The organism is Leptolyngbya sp. Cla-17 (assembly GCF_016807185.1).
In the GTDB taxonomy this organism is placed as follows: Bacteria; Cyanobacteriota; Cyanobacteriia; order Leptolyngbyales; family Leptolyngbyaceae; genus ULC077BIN1.
In genome coordinates, this window is record NZ_JAEVYN010000001.1 from 1342687 (window position 1) to 1364085 (window position 21399).

The 21399-nt window shown below is 47.5% G+C and carries 21 protein-coding genes; 15 read left to right on the forward strand and 6 right to left on the reverse strand.

All coding sequences use genetic code 11. The features are described 5' to 3' along the window. Window positions 1-62 precede the first annotated feature (62 nt). Window positions 63-494, reverse strand: a complete 432-nt coding sequence (locus tag JOY44_RS05930) for a helix-turn-helix domain-containing protein (protein ID WP_171572747.1) — start codon at window positions 492-494, stop codon at window positions 63-65. A gap of 180 nt (window positions 495-674) precedes the next feature. Then, on the reverse strand, window positions 675-935 hold the full coding sequence (locus JOY44_RS05935) for a hypothetical protein (protein WP_171572748.1): 261 nt from the start codon (window positions 933-935) through the stop codon (window positions 675-677). 111 nt (window positions 936-1046) lie between these two features. Between JOY44_RS05935 and JOY44_RS05940 the strand changes: the two genes are divergently transcribed. The 8 genes from JOY44_RS05940 (at window position 1047) to JOY44_RS05975 (ending at window position 10113) form a co-directional block, all read left to right on the forward strand. Further along, window positions 1047-1553 carry an SAM-dependent methyltransferase gene (locus tag JOY44_RS05940; protein ID WP_171572749.1) on the forward strand — a complete coding sequence of 169 codons (507 nt, stop codon included), beginning with the start codon at window positions 1047-1049 and terminating at the stop codon, window positions 1551-1553. Between the two features lie 99 nt (window positions 1554-1652). After that, window positions 1653-2624 (forward strand): solanesyl diphosphate synthase, encoded by a 972-nt coding sequence (sds, locus tag JOY44_RS05945; RefSeq protein WP_171572750.1) that lies wholly within the window; start codon window positions 1653-1655, stop codon window positions 2622-2624. Between the two features lie 976 nt (window positions 2625-3600). After that, a complete protein-coding gene (locus JOY44_RS05950; protein WP_171572751.1) occupies window positions 3601-4875 on the forward strand; it encodes a glycosyltransferase family 4 protein in 1275 nt (424 codons plus the stop codon). A 228-nt stretch (window positions 4876-5103) separates the two neighbouring features. Continuing rightward, window positions 5104-6084, forward strand: coding sequence for a hydroxymethylbilane synthase (gene hemC, locus JOY44_RS05955; protein WP_171572752.1), 981 nt, complete (start codon window positions 5104-5106; stop codon window positions 6082-6084). A gap of 137 nt (window positions 6085-6221) precedes the next feature. Further along, a complete protein-coding gene (gene glgA / locus JOY44_RS05960; protein ID WP_171572753.1) occupies window positions 6222-7673 on the forward strand; it encodes a glycogen synthase GlgA in 1452 nt (483 codons plus the stop codon). Between the two features lie 213 nt (window positions 7674-7886). After that, window positions 7887-8573, forward strand: coding sequence for a ParA family protein (locus JOY44_RS05965; protein WP_322091338.1), 687 nt, complete (start codon window positions 7887-7889; stop codon window positions 8571-8573). Beyond that, window positions 8573-9289: a hypothetical protein gene (locus JOY44_RS05970; RefSeq protein ID WP_171572754.1), complete on the forward strand. Its 717-nt coding sequence runs from the start codon at window positions 8573-8575 to the stop codon at window positions 9287-9289. Before JOY44_RS05965 ends, JOY44_RS05970 begins: the two co-directional genes overlap by 1 nt. Before the next feature lie 134 nt (window positions 9290-9423). Further along, window positions 9424-10113, forward strand: coding sequence for an ROK family protein (locus JOY44_RS05975; RefSeq protein ID WP_171572755.1), 690 nt, complete (start codon window positions 9424-9426; stop codon window positions 10111-10113). Window positions 10114-10167: 54 nt separating this feature from the next. Here JOY44_RS05975 and JOY44_RS05980 read toward each other — a convergent pair whose 3' ends face one another. Beyond that, the gene (locus JOY44_RS05980) at window positions 10168-11619 is read right to left on the reverse strand and encodes a glycosyltransferase family 4 protein (protein WP_171572756.1); all 1452 of its coding nucleotides are present in this window, start codon (window positions 11617-11619) and stop codon (window positions 10168-10170) included. A 408-nt stretch (window positions 11620-12027) separates the two neighbouring features. Between JOY44_RS05980 and JOY44_RS05985 the strand changes: the two genes are divergently transcribed. The 5 genes from JOY44_RS05985 (at window position 12028) to JOY44_RS06005 (ending at window position 18115) form a co-directional block, all read left to right on the forward strand. Beyond that, the gene (locus JOY44_RS05985; protein ID WP_171572757.1) at window positions 12028-12969 is read left to right on the forward strand and encodes an alpha/beta fold hydrolase; all 942 of its coding nucleotides are present in this window, start codon (window positions 12028-12030) and stop codon (window positions 12967-12969) included. A 156-nt stretch (window positions 12970-13125) separates the two neighbouring features. After that, complete coding sequence (hpnI, locus tag JOY44_RS05990; RefSeq protein ID WP_197985002.1) at window positions 13126-14361, forward strand: bacteriohopanetetrol glucosamine biosynthesis glycosyltransferase HpnI; 1236 nt, start codon at window positions 13126-13128, stop codon at window positions 14359-14361. 62 nt (window positions 14362-14423) lie between these two features. Beyond that, complete coding sequence (locus tag JOY44_RS05995; protein ID WP_171572758.1) at window positions 14424-14891, forward strand: hypothetical protein; 468 nt, start codon at window positions 14424-14426, stop codon at window positions 14889-14891. A gap of 73 nt (window positions 14892-14964) precedes the next feature. Then, complete coding sequence (gene hpnJ, locus JOY44_RS06000) at window positions 14965-16428, forward strand: hopanoid biosynthesis associated radical SAM protein HpnJ (RefSeq protein WP_171572759.1); 1464 nt, start codon at window positions 14965-14967, stop codon at window positions 16426-16428. Window positions 16429-16534: 106 nt separating this feature from the next. Beyond that, a complete protein-coding gene (locus tag JOY44_RS06005) occupies window positions 16535-18115 on the forward strand; it encodes a glycosyltransferase family 39 protein (protein ID WP_171572760.1) in 1581 nt (526 codons plus the stop codon). A 56-nt stretch (window positions 18116-18171) separates the two neighbouring features. Here JOY44_RS06005 and JOY44_RS06010 read toward each other — a convergent pair whose 3' ends face one another. From JOY44_RS06010 to JOY44_RS06020, 3 genes are all read right to left on the reverse strand, one after another. Then, window positions 18172-18501, reverse strand: a complete 330-nt coding sequence (locus JOY44_RS06010; protein ID WP_171572761.1) for a TMEM165/GDT1 family protein — start codon at window positions 18499-18501, stop codon at window positions 18172-18174. A gap of 12 nt (window positions 18502-18513) precedes the next feature. After that, window positions 18514-18963: a TMEM165/GDT1 family protein gene (locus tag JOY44_RS06015; protein ID WP_245404915.1), complete on the reverse strand. Its 450-nt coding sequence runs from the start codon at window positions 18961-18963 to the stop codon at window positions 18514-18516. 295 nt (window positions 18964-19258) lie between these two features. Next, window positions 19259-19609 carry a YkgJ family cysteine cluster protein gene (locus tag JOY44_RS06020; protein WP_171572762.1) on the reverse strand — a complete coding sequence of 117 codons (351 nt, stop codon included), beginning with the start codon at window positions 19607-19609 and terminating at the stop codon, window positions 19259-19261. A 128-nt stretch (window positions 19610-19737) separates the two neighbouring features. Here JOY44_RS06020 and psb30 point away from each other — a divergent pair, with 128 nt between their 5' ends. Together psb30 and fmt are read left to right on the forward strand one after the other, a co-directional pair. Next, the gene (gene psb30 / locus JOY44_RS06025) at window positions 19738-19869 is read left to right on the forward strand and encodes a photosystem II reaction center protein Ycf12/Psb30 (protein WP_171572763.1); all 132 of its coding nucleotides are present in this window, start codon (window positions 19738-19740) and stop codon (window positions 19867-19869) included. A gap of 131 nt (window positions 19870-20000) precedes the next feature. Continuing rightward, window positions 20001-21008, forward strand: a complete 1008-nt coding sequence (fmt, locus tag JOY44_RS06030) for a methionyl-tRNA formyltransferase (protein WP_171572764.1) — start codon at window positions 20001-20003, stop codon at window positions 21006-21008. Window positions 21009-21399: the final 391 nt, after the last annotated feature.

The following is a 21399-nucleotide window of genomic DNA, read 5'->3' on the forward strand; positions in this document are numbered from 1 at the left end:
TGTCACAGTCAAGCTTAATTTAGACAGTCTGCTAATCGGCTCTCTTCCTTTTCTTTTTTCTTTCACTCCTTGCTTAATCGCTTGAGGTAATCCCAACCGCGCTGGGGCCATACATGCGATCGCCCGGTTTTTTCGGCAATCCACTGAGCAACCTTGGGTCCCGACCAGTCGCCACCATCCGGAGCAGGCTCCCGCAAAAGTTTCTGAAGTTCTTGCTGTTGGTCATCGGTCAATAGCGATCGCGCGGAAGAGTGGCGTTGTTGCTGGCGATTTTTTATCGCATCAGGTCCGGCGTGGTTATATCGCCGAATGATTTCCTTGGCATAGTCATAGTTGAGATCCACGGCTTGGGCCGCCTGTTTTATGGTCCAATCTTGAGCAACTAAGTGCAACAGTTGCCATCGACGTACTTCCGAAATGTCATCTGCTTGGCGGTAGCGGGTTTTTAGCTCATCGACCGTCAGATGGGTTTGGAGTTCTGCTTTCGGTGGCATTCCTCATCATTAGGCGTCAGGGGTTACAGTTTGGAGTGCGGAGTTAAAATTTTCGGAGTGCCGAGTTAAAAGTTTTGATTTGAGAATGGGGAGTTTTAAGTTTTGTTTGCGTAGCGTTTTCGCAAAGAATATTTCGAGTTGATATACTTTCTCAGCACCTCGCACTCAGCACCTCGCACTCTACAGGAGATATTTTGGTTGGGCAATCGAATAGTAAGCGTAGTGATAGGTGGGGGCATTGCTGCGATAGGCGCGATCGAGGTCGGGAAGTTGCAGACGGCGATCGCTATAGGACGTGTCGTCGTAGCTGTAAGACCAGGAGGAGCCATAATCATAATTGGCCTCATAATCGGCGGCTTGGCTGGGTTGGCTAAAAACAGCGGTGACTCCCAACGCGATCGCGGTTGCTGAGAAAATGGGGGAAATCGACTCAGGCTTCATAGCAGCGTTTAACTCAGTGCAAAGGTTGTTTCATTTATCTAGTTTTTTTGAAATAGTCCGGATGAAATCAACTGTGCTGCGGAAAATATTTCGGCTTTTTTCTAGGTCCGCATGACGCAACACAAACCAGATATTGGGTTCATTCCAACACCGCCAGCAGTGATAGAGGGAATGCTGGAGCTACTCCAAGTGACTTCCCAAGATGTGGTGTATGATTTGGGCTGCGGAGACGGACGCATTTTAATCACGGCGGCTCAGCGGTTTGGGGCACACGGAGTCGGCATTGATGTAGACCCCAATCGCATTCAGGCGGCAACTGCCAACGCGATCGCCGCTGGAGTGAGCGATCGTGTTACCTTTCATCACCAAAACCTATATGAAAGTGACTTTAGCCCCGCAACCATTGTTATTCTTTATCTACTGACCCATCTCAACCTCAAACTCAAACCCCAACTATTCCAGCAGCTTAAGCCGGGCACTCGCATTGTGTCCCACGATTTTGACATGGGCAACTGGACTCCAGATCAAGTGATTCAAATCCCAATCGAGGCTGATGAAATCGCTACCCTTTACTACTGGGTGATGCCTGATTACTCAGTCATAGGTGATCAGTTTTGAATCTTTCGGAAGGGGACTGCGTAAATAAGAGTCTGTTGTGAGTAAAATGAGGACAGAATACTTAAAGTTTCGTAACTTAATCCTCAGAGTCGCACGTTCATGACTCCAGCTACTTCTCTTTTTTCTCCCGTTGAAGATGACCTTGATTTACTCACGGAAAATCTAAAGAACCTAATTGGTGCCCGCCACCCAATTTTATATGCTGCCGCAGAACACCTCTTTGGAGCAAGGGGAAAGCGCGTTAGACCTGCGATCGTTCTATTAGTGTCAAAAGCAACCATACCAGGACACGAGCTAACTCCCCGCCATCGACGGCTGGCGGAAATTACTGAAATGATTCATACCGCCAGTTTGGTTCATGATGATGTGGTTGACGAATCAGATCTGCGTCGTGGAGTGCCCACCGTCCACAGCAGTTTTGGCAACCGGATTGCGGTGCTGGCTGGAGACTTCTTGTTTGCTCAATCTTCCTGGTATCTGGCAAATCTAGACAACTTGGAAGTTGTAAAGCTGCTCTCTCAAGTGATTATGGATTTGGCAGAAGGCGAAATTCAGCAGGGCTTAAATCGCTTTTCTACAAATCTTTCGATCGAAGCTTACTTAGAGAAAAGCTATTACAAAACAGCTAGCTTACTTGCCAACAGTTCAAAGGCAGCAGCAGTACTGAGTGATGTTTCCCCTAGTTTGACCGAAGCGCTGTATGGCTATGGTCGGCACATTGGGTTAGCTTTTCAAATTGTGGACGACATTCTAGATTTCACTGGTTCTACCGAAGAGTTAGGTAAACCAGCTGGCTCAGACCTAAAGGATGGTAATTTAACGGCTCCAGTGCTGTATGCGTTAGAGGAAAAGCCGTCTTTGGAGGTGTTGATTGAACGGGAGTTTGCTCAACCAGGAGACCTGGAGCAGGCGATCGCCTTTGTGAGAAGCAGTCAAGGCATTGAGCGATCGCGCGCGCTTGCTAAACAACACTCCAAAAGTGCGATCGCCTGCTTAGAAGAATTGCCCCCTTCTGCCTCTCGCCAAGTCTTAGTAAAGCTGGCAGACTACGTTTTGAGTCGCCTGTATTAACTAGCACAAACGACCGCAACAGATGTCGATATGTTCGATGAGGTTATTCGACCCAGAGCGGTGATTGGTTAACTGTTTAGCTCGTTTGTTCGTTTAACTGCATCAAATTTGATTACTTTTGCTGATCAAATTTGATGCAGTTTGAGTATAAGTAGAAACTGGTCAGGCAGAGAAAATCAATATATTTTTCTTATGATTTAATTTTATGGGGACGTTGTTTTATTTACGTCGCTAAAATTTTTCTCCGGGAAAACCCGTGCAAGAAAATGGAAATAGAATGGGCGATCGCCTTGTCCTGAAAGGCTTTTCCTCTTGGTTGAAAATTCTTGATTTTCTTAATTGAAGAACCAAAAGATACATCTGTCTGATAGGAAGTAGCAGCTGCTCAGTTTGAAACATCCTGTCTTTTTGATAAGTTGTGTTAAAGTTTTGGCATCGTAGTTTAACTTCTCTTAGAGCCTCACCCAATCTACCATTTGTTGAAGATGTTGTTTATACATCTCTTCTAGTAATGCTGATTTAGCCTGAAGAAATCTAACCACTTGACATTGATTTGAATCAGTTAAATGCGGCTCTCTTTTAATTATTTAATTCAGTTGTTTGAGATTCGGAGTATTTTGCTCCATTCTCTTTTCATCTCATGGCTATTCTTTTGTCTACAATTCTCGCCCTAGTAAGTCGGTTTGAATTTATTCTCTTGCATAGAATACGGGTATTTTTATTTTTCTAACAAGCCGCTTTTGATATGGCTTTGATATTTCTCAGTTTATTTCTCCAGGATGATGAGCGGTCTAAAGGTAGAGCTTTATAGTCGAATACATTATGTATACAACTAGGTTGTATCAACGGTAGACAAGGCAGGGTTGAATTTCTACATACTCCAGAAAATGTTGGTAAGTGTGAGAAGAATCACTACCTTTTGTAGAAAATACGGGTACTTTCAAATCCATTCAGTGTTGCTCTAATTAGTAGAACTATGTTTTTCCAAAACCAAAAGTGCATTGCTCTAATTTCAGTTCACGGAGACCCTTCGGCTGAGATCGGCAAGGAAGAAGCAGGCGGACAAAATGTGTATGTACGTCAGGTTGGAGAGGCTTTATCGCGGCAAGGTTGGCAAGTTGATATGTTTACGCGAAGCTCCGACCCTAACCAGGCTCCTATTGTTCAACATAATGAGCGGTGTCGAACTATTCGCATTACAGCGGGTCCTCAAACCTTTATTCCACGCGATGAATTGTTTGAATATTTACCAACATTTGTGCAGGGTTTTCTGAAATTTCAGCATCAGTCTGGATTGCAATATCGCGTTCTGCACACGAACTATTGGCTGTCTTCTTGGGTCGGAATGCAACTGAAGAAGGTTTTGGGTGTTCCACAGGTTCATACTTATCATTCGCTGGGTGCGGTCAAATATCAATCGGTGCCGACGGTTCCTATTATTGCAACCACGCGATTAGACGTGGAAAAAACACTTCTGGAAACAGCCGAGAGAGTTGTGGCAACCAGTCCTCAAGAAAAAGAACACATGCGATCGCTCGTGTCTAGCAAGGGCATGATTGACATTATTCCCTGCGGAACTGACATCAGCCACTTTGGTTCCATTTCACGCCAGGATGCACGAAAGACTTTAGGCATTGCTGCCGATGAAAAAGTAGTGCTGTATGTCGGGCGGTTTGATCCTCGTAAAGGGATTGAGACTCTAGTTCGAGCCATGGGTCGCTCCAGTCTGCGCGACAGTGGCAAACTGCGGTTAATTATTGGGGGTGGCAGCCGTCCTGGTGAGAGTGATGGACGGGAGCGGGAACGCATTGAAAGCATTGTTGCTGAATTAGGACTCGCTGAATTTACAGAATTTCCAGGTCGCCTCAGTCCCTCTATCTTGCCAATCTACTACGGTGCAGCAGATGTGAGTGTGGTACCTAGTCACTATGAGCCATTTGGTTTAGTAGCGATTGAGGCAATGGCTTGCCGCATCCCAGTTGTGGCAAGTGATGTGGGTGGATTGCAGTTTACAGTGCGATCGGAGGAAACTGGGCTGTTGGCTCCGCCTAAAGATGATGAGGCATTTGCAGCAGCAATTGATCGCATTCTTACCAATCCCGAATGGCAATTCCAATTAGGGCAACAAGCGCGTCTTCATGTAGAGGAGAAGTTTAGCTGGGATGGGGTTGCTAATCAGCTCAGTCAGCTTTATCTCAATCTGTCAAAGCAACCGACTAAAGCGGTGGAATTGGCTGCTGTTAGCGCTTAAAAGGGAAAGAGGGCGATCGCAGTAGATATCGAAAGCAGCGATCGCCCTTTCGTATAGGCTTAATTTGTGCAGACATAAGATAGAGAAATGTGATTTGCGATCGCTAGGACTTTTATATCGCTTAACTATCTGTAATGTCTAACCCTGTTGAAAAGCCCATCAATTGGTATGCACACTGCGGTAAGGTGGAAAAATGTCACTTTATTAAAGAACACTTAAATTTGCGCTATGTCTACAGCCGCAGCACCCATGGTTTCCAGCTTTACCCGCACTATTCGCATTGGTTCGCGTAAAAGCCAACTTGCATTAGTGCAAACTTATTGGGTGAAAGATTGCTTGCAAGCCGCGTTTCCTGATATCACCTTTGAAGTTCATACGATGAGTACTCAAGGTGACAAAATCTTGGATGTGGCGCTGGCGAAAATTGGTGATAAGGGGCTTTTCACCAAGGAATTAGAAGTTGGCATGATCACTGGTGATATTGATTTTGCAGTTCATTCCCTCAAAGATTTGCCAACTAACCTGCCCGATGGGTTGATGCTGGGCTGTGTCACCGAGCGAGAAAATCCTGCCGATGCCCTCGTGGTTCACGCAAAGCACCAAGGGCTTCAGCTTGACACATTGCCAGAAGGAGCGGTAATTGGCACATCCTCATTACGACGGTTGGCACAATTGCGCCATCATTTTCCGCACCTCGCTTTTAAGGATGTGCGGGGGAACTTGAATACGCGCCTAGCAAAGCTAGATGCGGGTGAATATGATGGGCTAATTCTGGCGGTGGCTGGATTAAAGCGTTTGGGCATGGGCGATCGCATTCATCAGGCAATTCCCGCAGACATCTCACTTCATGCCGTAGGTCAAGGTGCCTTAGGGATTGAGTGCCGCGTTGGAGATGAGGACGTGCTGACGGTGCTGAAAGCATTGGAGCATTTGCCTACTGCTTATCGCTGTTATGCAGAACGGTCATTTTTGCGCGAACTCGAAGGCGGATGCCAGGTTCCCATTGGCGTGAATACTATTCTAGATGGTGATTCGCTTACCTTGACGGGCATTGTTGCCAGCCTAGATGGTCAACGGTTGGTGCAAGATACGGTCACGGGCGCGGCGATCGATGCAGACCAGATCGGCATTCAACTTGCGCAACAGTTGCGTCAGCAAGGTGCCCAAGCGATTTTGGATGAGATTATTTCGACCCTCGATCGCGGCTAGAAAATCATACGCAGCATGGTTTACATTTCCAGTCAGGAGCGTCCCCCACTGGTTTATGATCACAGTGCGAACTTCAGAAAATTCTGATTGGGTCGTCAATTAGGCAAGGGTAGACCGTTTAGGGGATAGAAACCAGCATGAGAATCCTGTTTGTTGCTGCCGAAGCTGCTCCACTTGCCAAAGTGGGTGGTATGGGGGATGTCGTTGGTGCATTGCCCAAAGTTTTGAGAAAAATGGGGCATGATGTGCGGATTTTTATGCCTTATTACGGGTCTATCGCCGAAAAGCTAAAAGTTCCCAAAGAGCCAATTTGGGAAGGCAAAGCCATGTTTCAAGATTTCCAAATTTTTGAAACCAAAATGCCTAATTCGGATGTGCCAATGTATTTGTTTGGGCATCCTGCTTTCGCACCTCGGCGCATCTATGGCGGTGAGGATGAAGCCTGGCGGTTTATGTTGTTTGCCAATGGGGCGGCTGAGTTCGCCTGGAACTACACTTGGCGACCCCAAATCCTTCACTGCAACGATTGGCACACGGGTATGATCCCGGTTTGGATGCATGAAACCCCTGACATCTCTACCGTGTTTACCGTCCACAATCTGGCATACCAGGGTCCTTGGCGCTGGTATTTGGAGCAAATAACTTGGTGTCCCTGGTATATGCAAGGACACAACACGATGGCTGCCGCCGTGCAGTTTGCCGATCGCGTGACTACGGTTTCTCCGACCTACGCTAAGCAAATTCAAACGCCTGCCTACGGGGAACAGCTAGAGGGCCTCATGTCTTACGTCAGCGGTAAACTGTCTGGCATTGTCAATGGGATTGATGTGGGATCTTACAATCCGGCGACTGATAAGAGCCTGACTCATACCTTTACTCCAGAAACCTTAGACGATCGCGTCGCCAATAAAGTTGCCCTGCAAGAAGAAGTCGGATTAGAGATAAATTCTGGCGTGTTTTTGATGGGCATGATCACCCGGTTGGTCGAACAAAAAGGTTTGGATTTGGTCATCCAAATTTTGGATCGCTTTATGGCGTATAGCGATGCCCAAATGATTTTACTGGGAACGGGCGATCGCTATTACGAAACGCAGATGTGGCAACTAGCCTCCCGGTATCCGGGTCGGATGTCAGTTTATCTTTTGCATAACGACATTTTGGCGCGTCGGATTTATGCAGGTTGCGATACCTTCCTCATGCCCTCCCGCTTTGAACCCTGCGGAATTAGCCAAATGCTGGCAATGCGCTATGGCTGCGTTCCTGTGGTGCGCCGAACGGGTGGGTTAGTGGATACTGTGCAGCATCATGAGCCGATGAATCACGTTGGCACAGGCTACTGTTTTGATCGCTACGAGCCGTTAGACCTATACACCTGTCTGGTCAGAGCCTGGGAAGGTTTCCAATACAAGAAAGAGTGGCGCGAATTACAGCAGCGGGGCATGATGCAAAACTTTAGCTGGGATCAATCGGCGGTTCAATACATCGATCTATATCGTGACATAGTGGGTGCCGCAGCCGATGAGCTAGATCTAGCTCTGCCCGCTCAATCAGAGTCAGAAACCCCACCCAGGAAGGCACTGGTTTCTTAACTGGTTAAGGAGCGCAGATTATATAAAATCGAATATTGGATTACGGGGGGTAGCGTTCGGGCAACGACCCTATGATTAAACTAAGAGGGATGCTCCGAAGGCTAAACCCATACTCGAAACAAATATTTGTAGGGGCAGGCAAGTTTATCGAGCAGAACGCGCTATAGTCTTCCCGTTAGGTCAGCGATATTGCGAGCGATCGTGTCAGTGCAAGTGTCTTCTCAGATTACATCCGACCCTGCTAACCCAGGGGACAAGTCAGAACAACGGAATCGGGTATTAGTGGTACTCAACGGCAAAGGTGGAGTGGGCAAAACCACCACGGCTGTGAATTTAGCAGCCACCTTGGCGGAAACCTACTCAACCCTGTTAGTGGATGCCGATCCCCAGGGATCCGCGACCTGGTGGGTTGAGCGCAGCAGTAAGCCTTCCAAGTTTGATATCACCAAGGAAACCGATCCAACGCTACTGGCAAATTTGCGATCGCTACACCAATATCAGGTGATTGTAGTGGATACTCCCCCCGCTTTAGGCTCAGATGCTTTGCTTGCCGTCGTTCCGGCTGCCGATTATGTGGTGTTGCCTACTCCACCAGCGCCTATGGATCTAGCAGCGTTAATTGAAACCGTGAGGACAACTGTTACTCCAGCGGGCGTTGCTCATCGCGTTTTGCTTACCAAGGTCGATCCCCGCTGCTTAGGAGAGGCACTAGAAGCGCAAAATACTCTTATGGAGTTGGGGATTCCTGCCTGTAACGCCTTTATTCGAGCTTATAAAGCCCATGAGCGGGCAGCCTTGGATGGAGTAGCGATCATGCAATGGCGGGGAAAAAACGCCAAAGAAGCCGAAGCCGATTATCGCCGTGTAGCCGATGAAATTCAGCGCGACTGGAGGAATTAATGGTTAGAAAACGACTGTCAGATATGTTACGTGAAGAAGCGCAAAAGCCTGTTGAAACAGAGTCAGACGCAGCCTTAACCGATCTAGCCTTAACTGATCCGGTAGCTGACTCCGCCAGCACCGCTCAATCCAAGCCTGCCGCAAAACGCAGAAGCACAGCCACCGGCTCACGGGCTTCTGCAAGTCCTCAGTCTTCTACAGATTCCACGGATACGACAGATATAGCCACTCCAGAAGAGGCAACCTCCGCGATCGCTTTAGAAATCGCCAGTTTAAAGACCGAACTAGAAACAGCAACTAAGCAAACAGTTGATTTAAACCAACAAGTTACAGATCTCAAAGCCGAGCTTGAAAATCATGTAACAGCCTCTAAAAAGCTACAAATAGCCTTAGAAAAAGCTGAAAAGCGCAGTCAGCCTCTAGAAATTGAACTGAGCGAAGCAAAACAAACCATTTTGCAATTAGTAGAGGTCAATTCTCAATTGAAACAGGATCTGACTGCGAAACAGGCTCCGACCCTGGCTCCTCCCCAAAAAATCTCCCTGCCGGAACCATCGCCTATCGTTCTGGCAGAAGCAAAAAAGAGCACTTTGACATCTACGTTAAGTCAAAAAGATCTCTTTCAGCGGCAGCAAAAGTCTTTGGCACATCCAGTATTCCCAGCAGGTGATTCTCCTGGTCACTTGTCTGATCAAGATCTGGGGTGGGTTGATTAGAAACACTCTCTAAAGAATTTACAAAGACCTCAGGGGGTCTCTCAATATACATGGGATGGTTTGTGATAGTGCTGTTGAAAAAACAGCATGATGAAACATGAACTACATAAACTCTTGAAAATCGACTGAACCGAATGGGTAAGCAAACACTCTCAGTGGATATTGGTGGAAGTGGCATCAAAGTGATGGTACTGGATGAAAAGGGTATGGCGCTAACCGAGCGAGATCGCAGAGATACGCCCCAAAGTCCATCCCCTAGCGCAGTCATTAACATGGTGAAAGAGTTGGCAGCAACCAAAGAATTCGATCGCGTTTCAGTGGGTTTTCCGGGCGTAGTGCGGAATGGCATTACTGAAACCGCCGCAAATCTCACACCTGAATGGATTAATTTTGATCTTGCCGCTGCACTTGTTGAGACCCTCGGGAAACCGACTCGTGTGATTAATGATGCAGATATGCAAGGTTTGGGCGCGATCGCAGGGATTGGCGTAGAACTCGTAGTGACTTTAGGAACAGGATTTGGGTCTGCGCTGTTCATCAATGGTTTGCTAGTGCCTAACTTGGAATTAGGACACCATCCGTTTCGTAAAGGAGAAACCTACGAGCAACAATTGGGGCGAGCCGCGCTAGAACAATCAGGTAAAAAGCAATGGAATGAGCGCCTTCAAAAAGCGATCGCGAACCTACAGCATTTATTTAACTTCGACACTCTTTACCTAGGAGGCGGAAACACTAAATTTATTACCATTGAACTGCCACCCTTAATCAAAGTAGTGCCCAATGTTGCTGGGCTGTTAGGCGGCATTGCATTATGGAAAGACTAGAAATGTGAAATCCAGTATCTTTCTGAAAGAATAACTCTTCCGCACAATCATGTCCTAGGAGGCTTTTGTCATCGGAACCATCGGAGCCGCAAGGCGCTGACTTGTTGGTTGCCATAGCCCTTTATGAGAAATCGACTGAGCCAAGAGATGGCGATATAAATTGCTGAGATGAGCTGCGACTCCTGACCAGCTAAAGTTTTGCTGCACTCGAATAGATGCCTGCCGCCGTAGTTTTTTCGCCCAAATCTCCTGGCTCAAGACGCGATCGATCGCGTTGGCAAATGCATCGACATCTTTAGGTGGCACCAGCAAACCCGTTTCTTCTGGAACAACGGTAAATTTTAAACCGCCCACATTTGAAGCAACCACCGGAGTGCCGCACGCCATTGCTTCTATCGCCACCAGTCCAAAAGGTTCATAGTGGCTAGGAATCACGCACACATCCGCAGCCGTATAGTAGAGCGGCAGTAAATCATGTCCAACACGACCGACAAATTGCGTCTGGTCTGCCAATCCTAGGTCCCGCACTTTCGCTTCAATCCGCAGCCGCTCCTGTCCATCGCTTTGATCAGGGTCACTACCTCCGACAATAACCAACTTTAGCTTGGTTGGGTTTAATGCATAAGGAGTAGGAACGAGGCAAGAACCATCAACGCCTAATACTCGGCAGTTTATCCCTTCTTTTAGTCTTGCACAGGCTTTTACTAAGGTATCGATCCCTTTGCGAGGATCAAAACGCCCGACGTAAAGCACGATCGCCTCATCTTGCCCTAATCCAAGCTGGTTACGAGCTTCCGCTTTAGGAATGAAGTGAAAGTTTTCAATGTCAGTGCCACAGGGGATTACCTCTACACAACCTGCTTGGGATACAAGTGATCGCAAGGTTTCTTCTTCTTGGGGACTGGTTGCCACAATGCAGCTCGCATTTTCTAATATCTCTTGTTCAATGCTCAAGCGCGTATTTGCGATCTCAGGACGCATTGGAACGGCTTGATATTTCACCGCACCCAGTGAATGGTAAGTATGCACCAGTTGAATATTGGTTTGTTGCTTAAGCTGCAATCCAACCCAGGCAGACATCCAGTAATTTGTGTGAATCAAAGGATAATTAGTGCCTTCTTTCGCTTGAAATGCTTGAAACGCACTCACAAACTCCGGCATGTATCTAAAAAGTTCATCACGGGAAATGAAATCTTGAGGACCTGCAACGAGCCGAATAGTGCGGCAATGGGGCGAATGTTGCACGATTGTTGGGTCGTCTGCCCTAACTTTGCGGGTAAACATGTCGACCTGCCAGCCAAGCTTTGCCAATGCTTCTCCAACTTGGCGGACGTAAACGTTCTGCCCACCTGCTGCTTCTTTGCCAATATCCGCTGCTGGGTCGCCGTGATCAGAAATCAATGCAATTGCCTGACGGCCAGGAATCGGTGGACGAGGATAGTCAACAGGTCTAGCTGCTTTTGGAGCGGAAACTGAGACACTTGGCTTGATATTGAGACTCACCATGCTTCTACCTCATCCCTTCAAACGGTTGATCGATTTTGATTTGAATAGAGACAAAACTTACTCGCTGTGTACCTTGATCCAGAGGAACCGATATTGGAATAATCTCACCAACGTGCTGTTACTCCCTCAAAAAGCCCTACAAAGCACGAATTTGTCCTACTTCCTTGTATTAGATAATCTAATGATTGAAGCCGATCTAAAAACTATCCGTAGACATAAATCTAAAGAACCATCAAAAGCCAGAAAAAAAAGCCAACTAGGCTACATCTTTTTTTACAAGATTGTTACAATCTGGGTGAGGAGAGTTTACCACTTTAAAGAAATATTGATAGCTACTTAACGTTCAGAAGAGAAGAACGCACTTGCAAAATGGTGCAGTAGTTAGGTTTCAACTGTTATAAGAACTGAATGAAGAATATTGATACGTCTCTAACTGCCTCATCTGCGGAACCTGCCACTGCTCAATATGATTTATGGCATTGGAAAGGGTTCTCTATCCGCTACCAAACCCAAGGCAAAAGTGGTCCCGCGATTGTTCTGATTCACGGCTTCGGCGCTTCCCTGGGGCACTGGCGCAAAAATATTCCAGAGTTGGCAACTACAGGACGGGTGTTTGCTCTCGATTTAATTGGCTTTGGTGGATCTGATAAACCGACTCCTGGAGTGTTCCAATTTGGCGAACAGGTGGAATATACCTTTGAAACTTGGGGAGAGCAGATTGCCGATTTTTGCCGTGAAGTGGTGGGCGAACCTGCTTTTCTAATTGGCAATTCGATTGGTTGTATTGCGGCAATGCAGGCGGCAGTTGATCATTCCGATCTGGTACGTGCCGTTGCATTGCTAAATTGCTCTTTGCGATTGTTGCACGATCGCCGCCGTGCTACGCAGCCCTGGTTTAAGCGCATCGGCACACCGATTTTGCAAAAAGTGTTAAAGAATCGAGCGATCGGACGGGCATTTTTCCGGCAAGTTGCTCAACCTAAAACCGTCCGCAAGATTCTGTCACAGGCTTATGCTCACCCAGAGGCTGTGACCGACGAACTGATTGAAATCCTTATGGCTCCGGCAAAAGAATCCGGTGCAGCAGACGTGTTTCTTGCATTTACGGGCTACTCTCAAGGACCGTTGCCTGAAGATTTACTCGAAGTTTTGCCCTGTCCGGCTCTGATTTTGTGGGGAAGTGCTGACCCGTGGGAACCGATCGCCCTAGGGCAAGAATTTGCTAAGTATGCCTGTGTTGAGCAGTTCATTGCTTTAGAGGGCGTGGGTCATTGCCCTCAGGATGAATCGCCAGAGGTGGTCAACCCAATTCTGCAAAAATGGATTTCAAGTCACGCGATGATAACTTAAAGTTATAGATCCATCTTTAGAAGAATTCCAGCATTGTGAGAAAACGTGCAATGATCTCTTTATTTTTCAGCATCAAAATAAATAAAGTCAAGAGTAAACAGTTCTTGATAATTCGCTCTCTTCTTTATTGCTGTAAAAAAGACTTTAAGGCGCAAGATGACCCATTCACAACGTTTGATTCTATTGATGGTAGGTGCAACAAGTCAGGAAGTTTTTAGATACGTTGTCTTAGGTTCGCTGTTTTTGTTGAGCGTATCCGCGATCGCCTATTACGGGTATGCCATTTACGCCGCCAGCAGATTTTTTGCTCATTCACCTGCTTATGATCAGGATTTTCATCCCCCCGTTAGCATCTTGCGCCCAATTTGCGGTGTTGACAGCAAAACCTACGGTAACTTAGCGTCTTTCTGCCAGCAAGACTATCCAGATTATCAAATTATTTTTGGTGTGCAAGATCCTCAAGATCCCAGCATGGACGTTGTGAGGCAGCTCATTAAAGACTTTCCTAATTTAGATATTCAAGTTACGACAAGTCTTCATACATTGGGAGCGAATCGCAAAGTCAGCAATCTCTCTCATGCCGTGACTAAAGCTAGATATGATCTCTTGCTCTTAGCCGATAGCGATGTGCATGTGCAGTCAAATTACTTGCGCCGCGTGATTCAACCGCTGAGCGATCCGGCTGTGGGTGTGGTGACGTGTTTATATCGGTCTATTACGCAAGGATGGGTCACAACCTTGGAAGCGCTGAGTACACCAACAGAGTTTTTGCCCGGAGTATTGGTGAGTACAGCGCTGGAAGGGATCAAATTCGCCATGGGGCAAACGATTGTCATTCGGCGATCGGTGCTGGAAGAAATTGGTGGTTTTGCCGCGATCGCCGACTATTTAGCAGATGATTTTCAGCTAGGCTTTTTGCCAACTCAGGCAGGCTACAAAGTCGTGCTTTCTGAATATTTGATTGAACATGTGATGCCACTCAGCACGATCGCAGAATCCATTCATCGCCAGACCCGTTGGCTAGTCGGAATTCGCGCTTCGCGTCCGTGGGGGTATGCAGGTTTGATCTTCACCCATGGAACGGTAACCAGTCTATTATTTTTGCTAGCCACAGGTGGCTCAGCCTTAGGTTGGAGTGTTTTAGGCATTACTTGGACAATGCGTCTAGCAATGGCTTGGTTTGTGGGTATTCGATGCTTAGGTGACCCGGTTGCCCAAAAGCTATTTTGGCTGGTGCCCCTGCGGGATGTGATCAGTTTTATGCTGTGGGGCTATAGCTTTATTGGTAACACGGTGGAATGGCGCGATCGTCAGTTTCGGTTAACTCGCAGCGGCAAACTGGTTGCACTGACTCCGAATCTGACTGAGCAGGTGAAGACAATTGCTGGCTAGAGCGATACACTCAGTTGCATAGTTTTGTAATGAGAAAAAATGTTTAGATTCCTACTTCGCTTTTGGCATGGTGGACTCGGCGCGGCAGACTCACTACTTTCCCGAAGCGCTGTTCACCATTTTTGATCCGATTTTGTTATGAGGAAGCTCGTCACATCGTCTTTTTTGTGAATTGGGTCAGCTATCTGCAAGTGCATCAGGGCAGGGGGTTTGCACCGTTACGAGGTGTCCATGCTGTGGTTCACTATGGTCGTGCGCTATTGCATCTAGCCAAGGCGTCTGGCAGTGCGGGTGATGGCACAGAAGCCGGTTTTACGGCAACTGGGTCAGGTACATTTGCCGATCATTTAACGCTGGCACGAGTGTTCTCGGTTTGTTTGCAAGAAAACGAGAAGCGCATGAGCAGCTTTGACGATCGCCTACTGCCACCCAACTTGCTGCCTAAACTATCTGTGATCGCCCTCCGTGTTCTCAGTTTGCTCCCTCAAAAACAACCCGCGAATCGTCCGGAAGTCAGCGTTTCAGAGTGATAAGGAAGAGCGGGAATAGGGGACAGAGAAAATTCTTGTCTGGTTTTGGCATCACTATTGTGAGGAGTTATTGATGAAAAAAACATTATTTTTGGGACCTCCATCTTTTGATGGCTTTGATGGGGGTGCGGGAGCGCGATACCAAGCAAAGCGAGAGATTACCTCTTTTTGGTATCCCACTTGGCTTGCACAGCCTGCGGCAATGGTGCCGGGGAGCAAACTGGTGGATGCGCCGCCCCATGGACAGACGATCGCCGATGTATTGGCGATCGCCAAAGACTACGAACTGGTGATTATGCACACCAGTACGCCATCCCTTGCCAACGACGTCAAATGTGCAGAAGCAATTAAAGCGCAAAACCCTGAAACCCAAATCGGCTTAATTGGTGCCCACGTGGCAGTGCTGCCAGAGCCAACCCTGCGCGAACACCCGGTGATTGATTTCGTCTGTCGTCACGAGTTTGACTACACCTGTAAAGATCTCGCAGCAGGCATCCCCTGGGATCAAATTCGAGGATTGAGTTACCGCGACAAGTACGGCACTCTGCACCACACCGAAGATCGAGAATTGATTCACGATTGGGATGCGATGCCAAGTGTGTTGCCCGTCTATGCCCGTGATTTGGACATCACCAAGTATTTCATTGGCTATTTGCGCCACCCCTATGTCTCGTTCTACACGGGGCGGGGTTGTCCGGCAAAGTGTAGTTTTTGCCTGTGGCCTCAAACTATTGGTGGACATCAATATCGCACCAAAAGCCCAGATGTGGTGGGGCGCGAGATGGAAGAGGCAAAAGCGCTATTTGGCGATCGAGTCCAGGAATATATGTTTGATGACGACACCTTCACCATCGACAAGCCACGGGCGATCGCTATCAGCGAACACATGAAGCGGCTAAACATCACTTGGAGTTGTAATGCCCGCGCCAACCTGGACTACGACACTCTCAAGCAACTGCGAGATAACGGCTTGCGCCTATTGTTGGTCGGTTTCGAGTCGGGCAACCAAGAAATTCTTAACAACATTAATAAAGGCGTTCGGCTAGAAGCAGCGCGGCAATTTATGAAACATTGCCATGATCTGGGAATCACCGTGCATGGCACCTTCATCATTGGGCTGCCAATCGAAACTCGCGAAACTGTTGAAGAAACCATTCGTTTTGCCTGCGAAATTAGTCCTCATACCATTCAGGTTTCGATCGCTGCGCCCTATCCCGGCACCCAACTCTATCAAGAGGCGAAAGCAAACGGCTGGTTTGCTGACCATGCTCTAGTTGCCAACTCGGGTATCCAAACCTCCACATTGCACTATCCCACTTTGTCTAGTGAGCAAATAGAAGAATCCGTCGAGCAAATGTATCGGCGTTTCTACTTCCGCCCCAAAGCGATTTTTCCAATTGTGCGAGAAATGCTGAGTGATCGCCAAATGCTAGTTCGTCGTTTGCGAGAAGGTAAAGAGTTTTTTGCCTATCTGGGCGATCGCCGCACCCAGCAAGCCTCTCAAACCGCCACTCCTCGTCAGCCTGTAGAAATTTAGAACTTCTCATAGGTGGTTGGTTAGCAACACAAAGGACAACTCGATTTAATGCCTGACCAACGCCCTAAAATTTTCCGCTACCATCACTCAGCCTAAGATTTAACCTATGCAAAAGCCAATACAGTACAACATCCTCTGGTTTTTGGCGTTCGTTAAATTAATGCTGCATTTTCTGACCAATGGTCAATACGGCTACGACGGCGACGAGCTGTATTACATGGCTGCTGGTGAGCATCTAGATTGGGGTTATACGGAGTTTCCCCCTTTGGTTGCGGTCGTGGCACACCTTAGCCGATCGCTGACGGGCGATTCTTTGTTTTCAATTCGGTTCTTTCCAGCGATCGCCGGAGCTTTACTGGTCATTCTAACCGGGTTGATGGCTCGTGAGTTGGGCGGGGGGCGATTTGCCCAATACCTAGCGGCGCTATTAGTAGTGATATCACCTTACTTTTTGGTGATCCATACCATTCTGACCGTGAATACCTTTGAGGCATTGATCTGGACTCTATGTGCCTATTTGATTCTGTTGTCACTGAAATATCACAGACCCAAATTATGGCTACTCATTGGCGTGGTGATCGGCATTGGACTGCTTAATAAGTTTTCCACGGTATTCTTTGCATTTAGTGTGATGGTGGGACTAGTGCTGACGCAGCGCCAAGTGGTCCCAAAAAAATGGATCTGGTTGGGGGGAATGTTCGCCATCCTCCTAGTAATGCCGACGCTGATCTGGCAGGCTCAGCATGGCTTGCCTTTTCTAGAACAACAACAAGCAGCTAATCTCTATAGCAAAAAGCCATTTCTTGAGTCGATCATTGCCTTATTGGTGCAATCCACCCTAATGATGCATCCGTTAGCTGCACCGATCTGGGTGGCTGGGCTTTTCTTTTATTTAAAGGCTAAAGATGGCAAACCCTATCGCCTGTTTGGGTGGATCTTTGTCATTACCTATGGGCTATTTCTACTATTGCAAGGCAAGTCCTATTACGTAGGACCGCTCTACCCCATGCTGTTTGCCGGGGGAGCGATCGTGGTTGAACAGTGGGTCAGCGGTCAGCGGTTATTCAAAGTAGCGATTTCAGGAGCGTTATTGGTGAGTGCAGTAGCAGTACTGATTCCCATGACGCTCCCGGTGCTGCCGATGGAGACCTTACTCCGCTTCTCAAGTTTCTATTCAAAGGATTACTTTCTGCCCGAACGCGCTGATGCAGCGTTAGCCACTCAAGCACCCTGGCAATTTAGAGCGATGTTGGGGTGGGAAGATACTGTAGCCCATGTCAGCAAGGTTTACCGTCAGTTACCCACCAACCAACAAGCTCAAACTGCGATCCTTTCTTGGAAATACACTGATGCAGGAGCGATCTATTTGTATGGCCCTCGCTATGGTCTACCCAAAGGAATCAGTGGTGCCCACGCCTTTTATTTTTGGGGGTATCAGAATTATTCGGGTGAACAGGTCATCAGCGTGGGGGGCGATCGCGGTTACCTCAAGCAACTGTTTAACCAGGTTGAACAAGTCGATACTGTGACTCATGCCCAAGTAATTGGGATTAAGAGTAATATTCCAATCTATCTCTGCAAGGATATCAAAGTTCCTTTCAGTCAGAGTTGGTCGGACTTTAAAGCCTATTTTGGATATCCTTATAATGTGAAAGATCTGTTGAGGACTAACGACCAAAGTCTCTAGGAGCTTTATGGTCAGCCTTGAAAATTAGTAGCGATCGCAGAGGGTCGGGCTAGAGACTAGGATTTAAGAGGAGTAGGAGTAGAGTTATCTTCGGGAGAAGCCTCATCCTGAACTATCCTGGCAGGGATCAGCATCCGCACGGCCAAAATTGCAAATCCTGCTGCCGCTATAATTTTCACCAATCGAGCAGGCAAAAAGTGGGACGTGCCTTCCCCAATGATTACGCCCAAAAAACTTGCTAGCAGCAGTGCCGCCGCCGCACCAAAAAATACCGGACGGGGAGATTTAGAACCACTGCTGAGCGCGATCGCTGCCAGTTGGCTTTTATCGCCCAGTTCCGAGATAAACACCGTAATAAACGTCAATCCTAAAAGATGCCAGTCCATAATCATCCCTTCTTACAGTTGCACCACATCCCACACCAACCATGCTGAGATCAGTGCCAGCAGAATACCGGCCGCAACATCCAATGTGCGAGGCGAAAGACGAGTAGAGAGCCATTGACCTACCCAAACCCCAATCAGCGTTGTTGCAACGAGCGCAGTTCCGGCTCCTGCGAATATCACCCAGGGCTTGTGAAACTCAGCACTCATTAGCAGAGTAGACATTTGGGTTTTATCACCCAGTTCTGCCAGAAAGATAGTGACGAACGTGGAGGTGAAAACTTTCCAGGAAGATACGGGAGGCTTTTCTGAGGAGCTTGCGGCTGAAGGGGCGATCGCGCTTAACTGCTCTGCTTTCACAACAATTCCAATCTCAGATAGCGCTACATCCTGCGGGTCTAGCTTAAGTTCTAGCACTTTCACCTCTGGCGCTGGCACGTTTGAAATTGGCAGATTACTTTGCACAGGATTCAATCAGAATTGCTTTCATTTTCTTTTCACTATCCAGTATGGTGAACTCTCTCCAAAAGTGCAACGGGTGAGGCAATCATCCCAATCTGAAAGTGTGCGTTTTTGGGATTTATTTGCCTTGTTAATATTGCATCCTTATTAAACCCGTGGAAAGCAAAATGGCTACTAACTGAATCCAACGCAGAAATTCATAGGCCGCCCGGCATAACCTCTGCCCGTGAAGCCATCTGCTGGGTAAACTGGGGCGTTGGCCCCGAAGCTTTTGCTGCTGAAACCTGAAGCAAGCCGATTAAAGTCCGATAGCTCGATCAAAGCGCAGCATTTCCAGGCTGCGATCGCCATACACGCCCTCAATTTGCTGGCGACAGCAGTCGATCGCAAAATCATTCAATTCTTCAGGCTCGATTCCATATAACTCCTGGAACACGGCTGTTTCTACCCGGCAAAAGCGGGGGCGATCGCTATAAACACGGCATTCCCGATTTTCTTGATCAAAATTGATGCACCAGCCATCTTCTCCCACCAGGCTTAAGTACAAACTCAATTCCTCAGTTGTTAAGTAATCCTCCAGTTCTGGGCGATCGCCTGGATCGAGGTTGCAGCAAGCACCACATTGTTTTACACATTGCCAAGTCGCCATGGTCCGCCTTTTTATAGTTTTATTAACTTTCTGAGGGATGCCCCAGTCGCCAGAATAAGATAAATAACTGTTACAGCAACTTATACGATAGCTTGATGAGTCGGTAGTGGCTCAGCTTGGGAGGAATCATGGGTTTTGTTACTGACATTTTAGGCGGCGTTAATTGGGAAGCGATCGTTCAATTAGCGATGATCGCTGCAATTATGATTTCTGGACCAATCGTTATCTTCTTGTTAGCTGCACAGGGTGGCGATCTGTAACGGTCAAAGATTTTTTACGAGTATGAGAGAGTAGCAAGGGGTTCGGCGTAAGTCGAACTCTTTTTTTTGGAATTCACTGCTAGATTTCTTTTTCCCCTTATTCAACTATTTTATTTGACATTGCTAACCTCATGAAAATCGTTTTCTTCGGAACGCCAGAATTTGCAGTACCCAGTTTGGAACGCTTGTTGGCGCATCCCGATTTTAATGTGGTTGCTGTGGTGACGCAGCCGGATAAACGGCGAGGGCGTGGAAATCAGCTAATACCGTCGCCTGTAAAAACATTGGTACAGGCTATCTTGCCAGTTTGGCAGCCTCGCAGCGTCAAGAAGGAGCTTGAAACGCTAGAAAAGCTGCGGTTGGCAGAAGCGGATGTGTTTGTGGTAGTTGCCTACGGACAAATTTTGTCTCAAGCCATTCTGGATATGCCGCGCTTGGGCTGTGTCAATGCCCATGGCTCGATTTTGCCAAAATATCGCGGGGCTGCGCCGATTCAATGGAGCATTTACCACGGAGAAGCAGAAACAGGCATTACTACTATGCTGATGGATGCTGGAATGGATACGGGTGCGATGCTAACTATGGGTCGAATTGCGATCGCTCCCTTAACAAATGCACAGGATCTCGCCGCCCAACTATCGCTCATGTCTGCCGATCTGCTGGTTGAAACCCTGTTGCAACTCAACCAGGGTACTGCCCAGCCCATCCCTCAAGATCATGCCCAAGCGACTTATGCACCACTGATCAAAAAGGAAGACTATGAACTGGACTGGTCAAAATCTGCGATCGCCCTCCATAACCAGGTGCGCGGTTTTTTTCCAAGTTGCAGTACGATCTTTCGGGGCGAAACGCTGAAGGTGATGGCCACGATCCCCCTAGATCCTGCCTACTTGAATGAATTGCCCTCTGATGTTCAAATCGGATTGAAAGGGCATTTTGATGCGCTCAACGCTAACAGTGAACCCGGAACCATTGCGGCGATCGCGAAAGGGTTGGGCGCGATTGTCCAAACTGGTAACGGACAGATTCTACTAAAAGAAATCCAGCTTTCTGGCAAGCGCCCCCAGTCAGGTGCAGATTTTGCCAATGGAACACGGCTGGCGATCGGAGAAAAAGTAGGAAAGCCAAACGAAGAGTGATGAAGGGCAGATTTCAAGCTTTGGTTTTAACTTTCTTATATCGTCCGATATGTGGCATCGTCTCTTGATCCCCGACATTTACCCTGACCCCTAAATTTGCCGATTGAATTGCGATCCCCTGGATTGTGCTATACCTATTAAAGTTTTGTTGCGCTTTTTTAAGCAAAACCTTGTGTTGGCTATTCTTTCTCAAGGGTGTGTTTATGAGTGTGGGCGATCGCGGTTTTAAGATGTCCATTGCTCGTTTTATTGACGCACCTCAAAGTCGATCCATGTACTGCTGCTGGCTATGATTTCGTAGCTAGTTTTTTTTGTCCAAATGGGAACATCACGCTTTTTTGGGTTCTGTTAATGCGCTGTTCTTTGTATTGCAAGCCCCATTTCATCTCTT

Bases quoted from the DNA above. Each gene is read 5' to 3' on its own strand.
- JOY44_RS05930 (WP_171572747.1), bottom strand. From the start codon at position 494: ATGCCACCGAAAGCAGAACTCCAAACCCATCTGACGGTCGATGAGCTA.
- JOY44_RS05935 (WP_171572748.1), bottom strand. From the start codon at position 935: ATGAAGCCTGAGTCGATTTCCCCCATTTTCTCAGCAACCGCGATCGCG.
- JOY44_RS05940 (WP_171572749.1), top strand. From the start codon at position 1,047: ATGACGCAACACAAACCAGATATTGGGTTCATTCCAACACCGCCAGCA.
- sds (WP_171572750.1), top strand. From the start codon at position 1,653: ATGACTCCAGCTACTTCTCTTTTTTCTCCCGTTGAAGATGACCTTGAT.
- JOY44_RS05950 (WP_171572751.1), top strand. From the start codon at position 3,601: ATGTTTTTCCAAAACCAAAAGTGCATTGCTCTAATTTCAGTTCACGGA.
- hemC (WP_171572752.1), top strand. From the start codon at position 5,104: ATGTCTACAGCCGCAGCACCCATGGTTTCCAGCTTTACCCGCACTATT.
- glgA (WP_171572753.1), top strand. From the start codon at position 6,222: ATGAGAATCCTGTTTGTTGCTGCCGAAGCTGCTCCACTTGCCAAAGTG.
- JOY44_RS05970 (WP_171572754.1), top strand. From the start codon at position 8,573: ATGGTTAGAAAACGACTGTCAGATATGTTACGTGAAGAAGCGCAAAAG.
- JOY44_RS05975 (WP_171572755.1), top strand. From the start codon at position 9,424: ATGGGTAAGCAAACACTCTCAGTGGATATTGGTGGAAGTGGCATCAAA.
- JOY44_RS05980 (WP_171572756.1), bottom strand. From the start codon at position 11,619: ATGGTGAGTCTCAATATCAAGCCAAGTGTCTCAGTTTCCGCTCCAAAA.
- JOY44_RS05985 (WP_171572757.1), top strand. From the start codon at position 12,028: ATGAAGAATATTGATACGTCTCTAACTGCCTCATCTGCGGAACCTGCC.
- hpnI (WP_197985002.1), top strand. From the start codon at position 13,126: ATGACCCATTCACAACGTTTGATTCTATTGATGGTAGGTGCAACAAGT.
- hpnJ (WP_171572759.1), top strand. From the start codon at position 14,965: ATGAAAAAAACATTATTTTTGGGACCTCCATCTTTTGATGGCTTTGAT.
- JOY44_RS06005 (WP_171572760.1), top strand. From the start codon at position 16,535: ATGCAAAAGCCAATACAGTACAACATCCTCTGGTTTTTGGCGTTCGTT.
- JOY44_RS06010 (WP_171572761.1), bottom strand. From the start codon at position 18,501: ATGGACTGGCATCTTTTAGGATTGACGTTTATTACGGTGTTTATCTCG.
- JOY44_RS06020 (WP_171572762.1), bottom strand. From the start codon at position 19,609: ATGGCGACTTGGCAATGTGTAAAACAATGTGGTGCTTGCTGCAACCTC.
- psb30 (WP_171572763.1), top strand. From the start codon at position 19,738: ATGGGTTTTGTTACTGACATTTTAGGCGGCGTTAATTGGGAAGCGATC.
- fmt (WP_171572764.1), top strand. From the start codon at position 20,001: ATGAAAATCGTTTTCTTCGGAACGCCAGAATTTGCAGTACCCAGTTTG.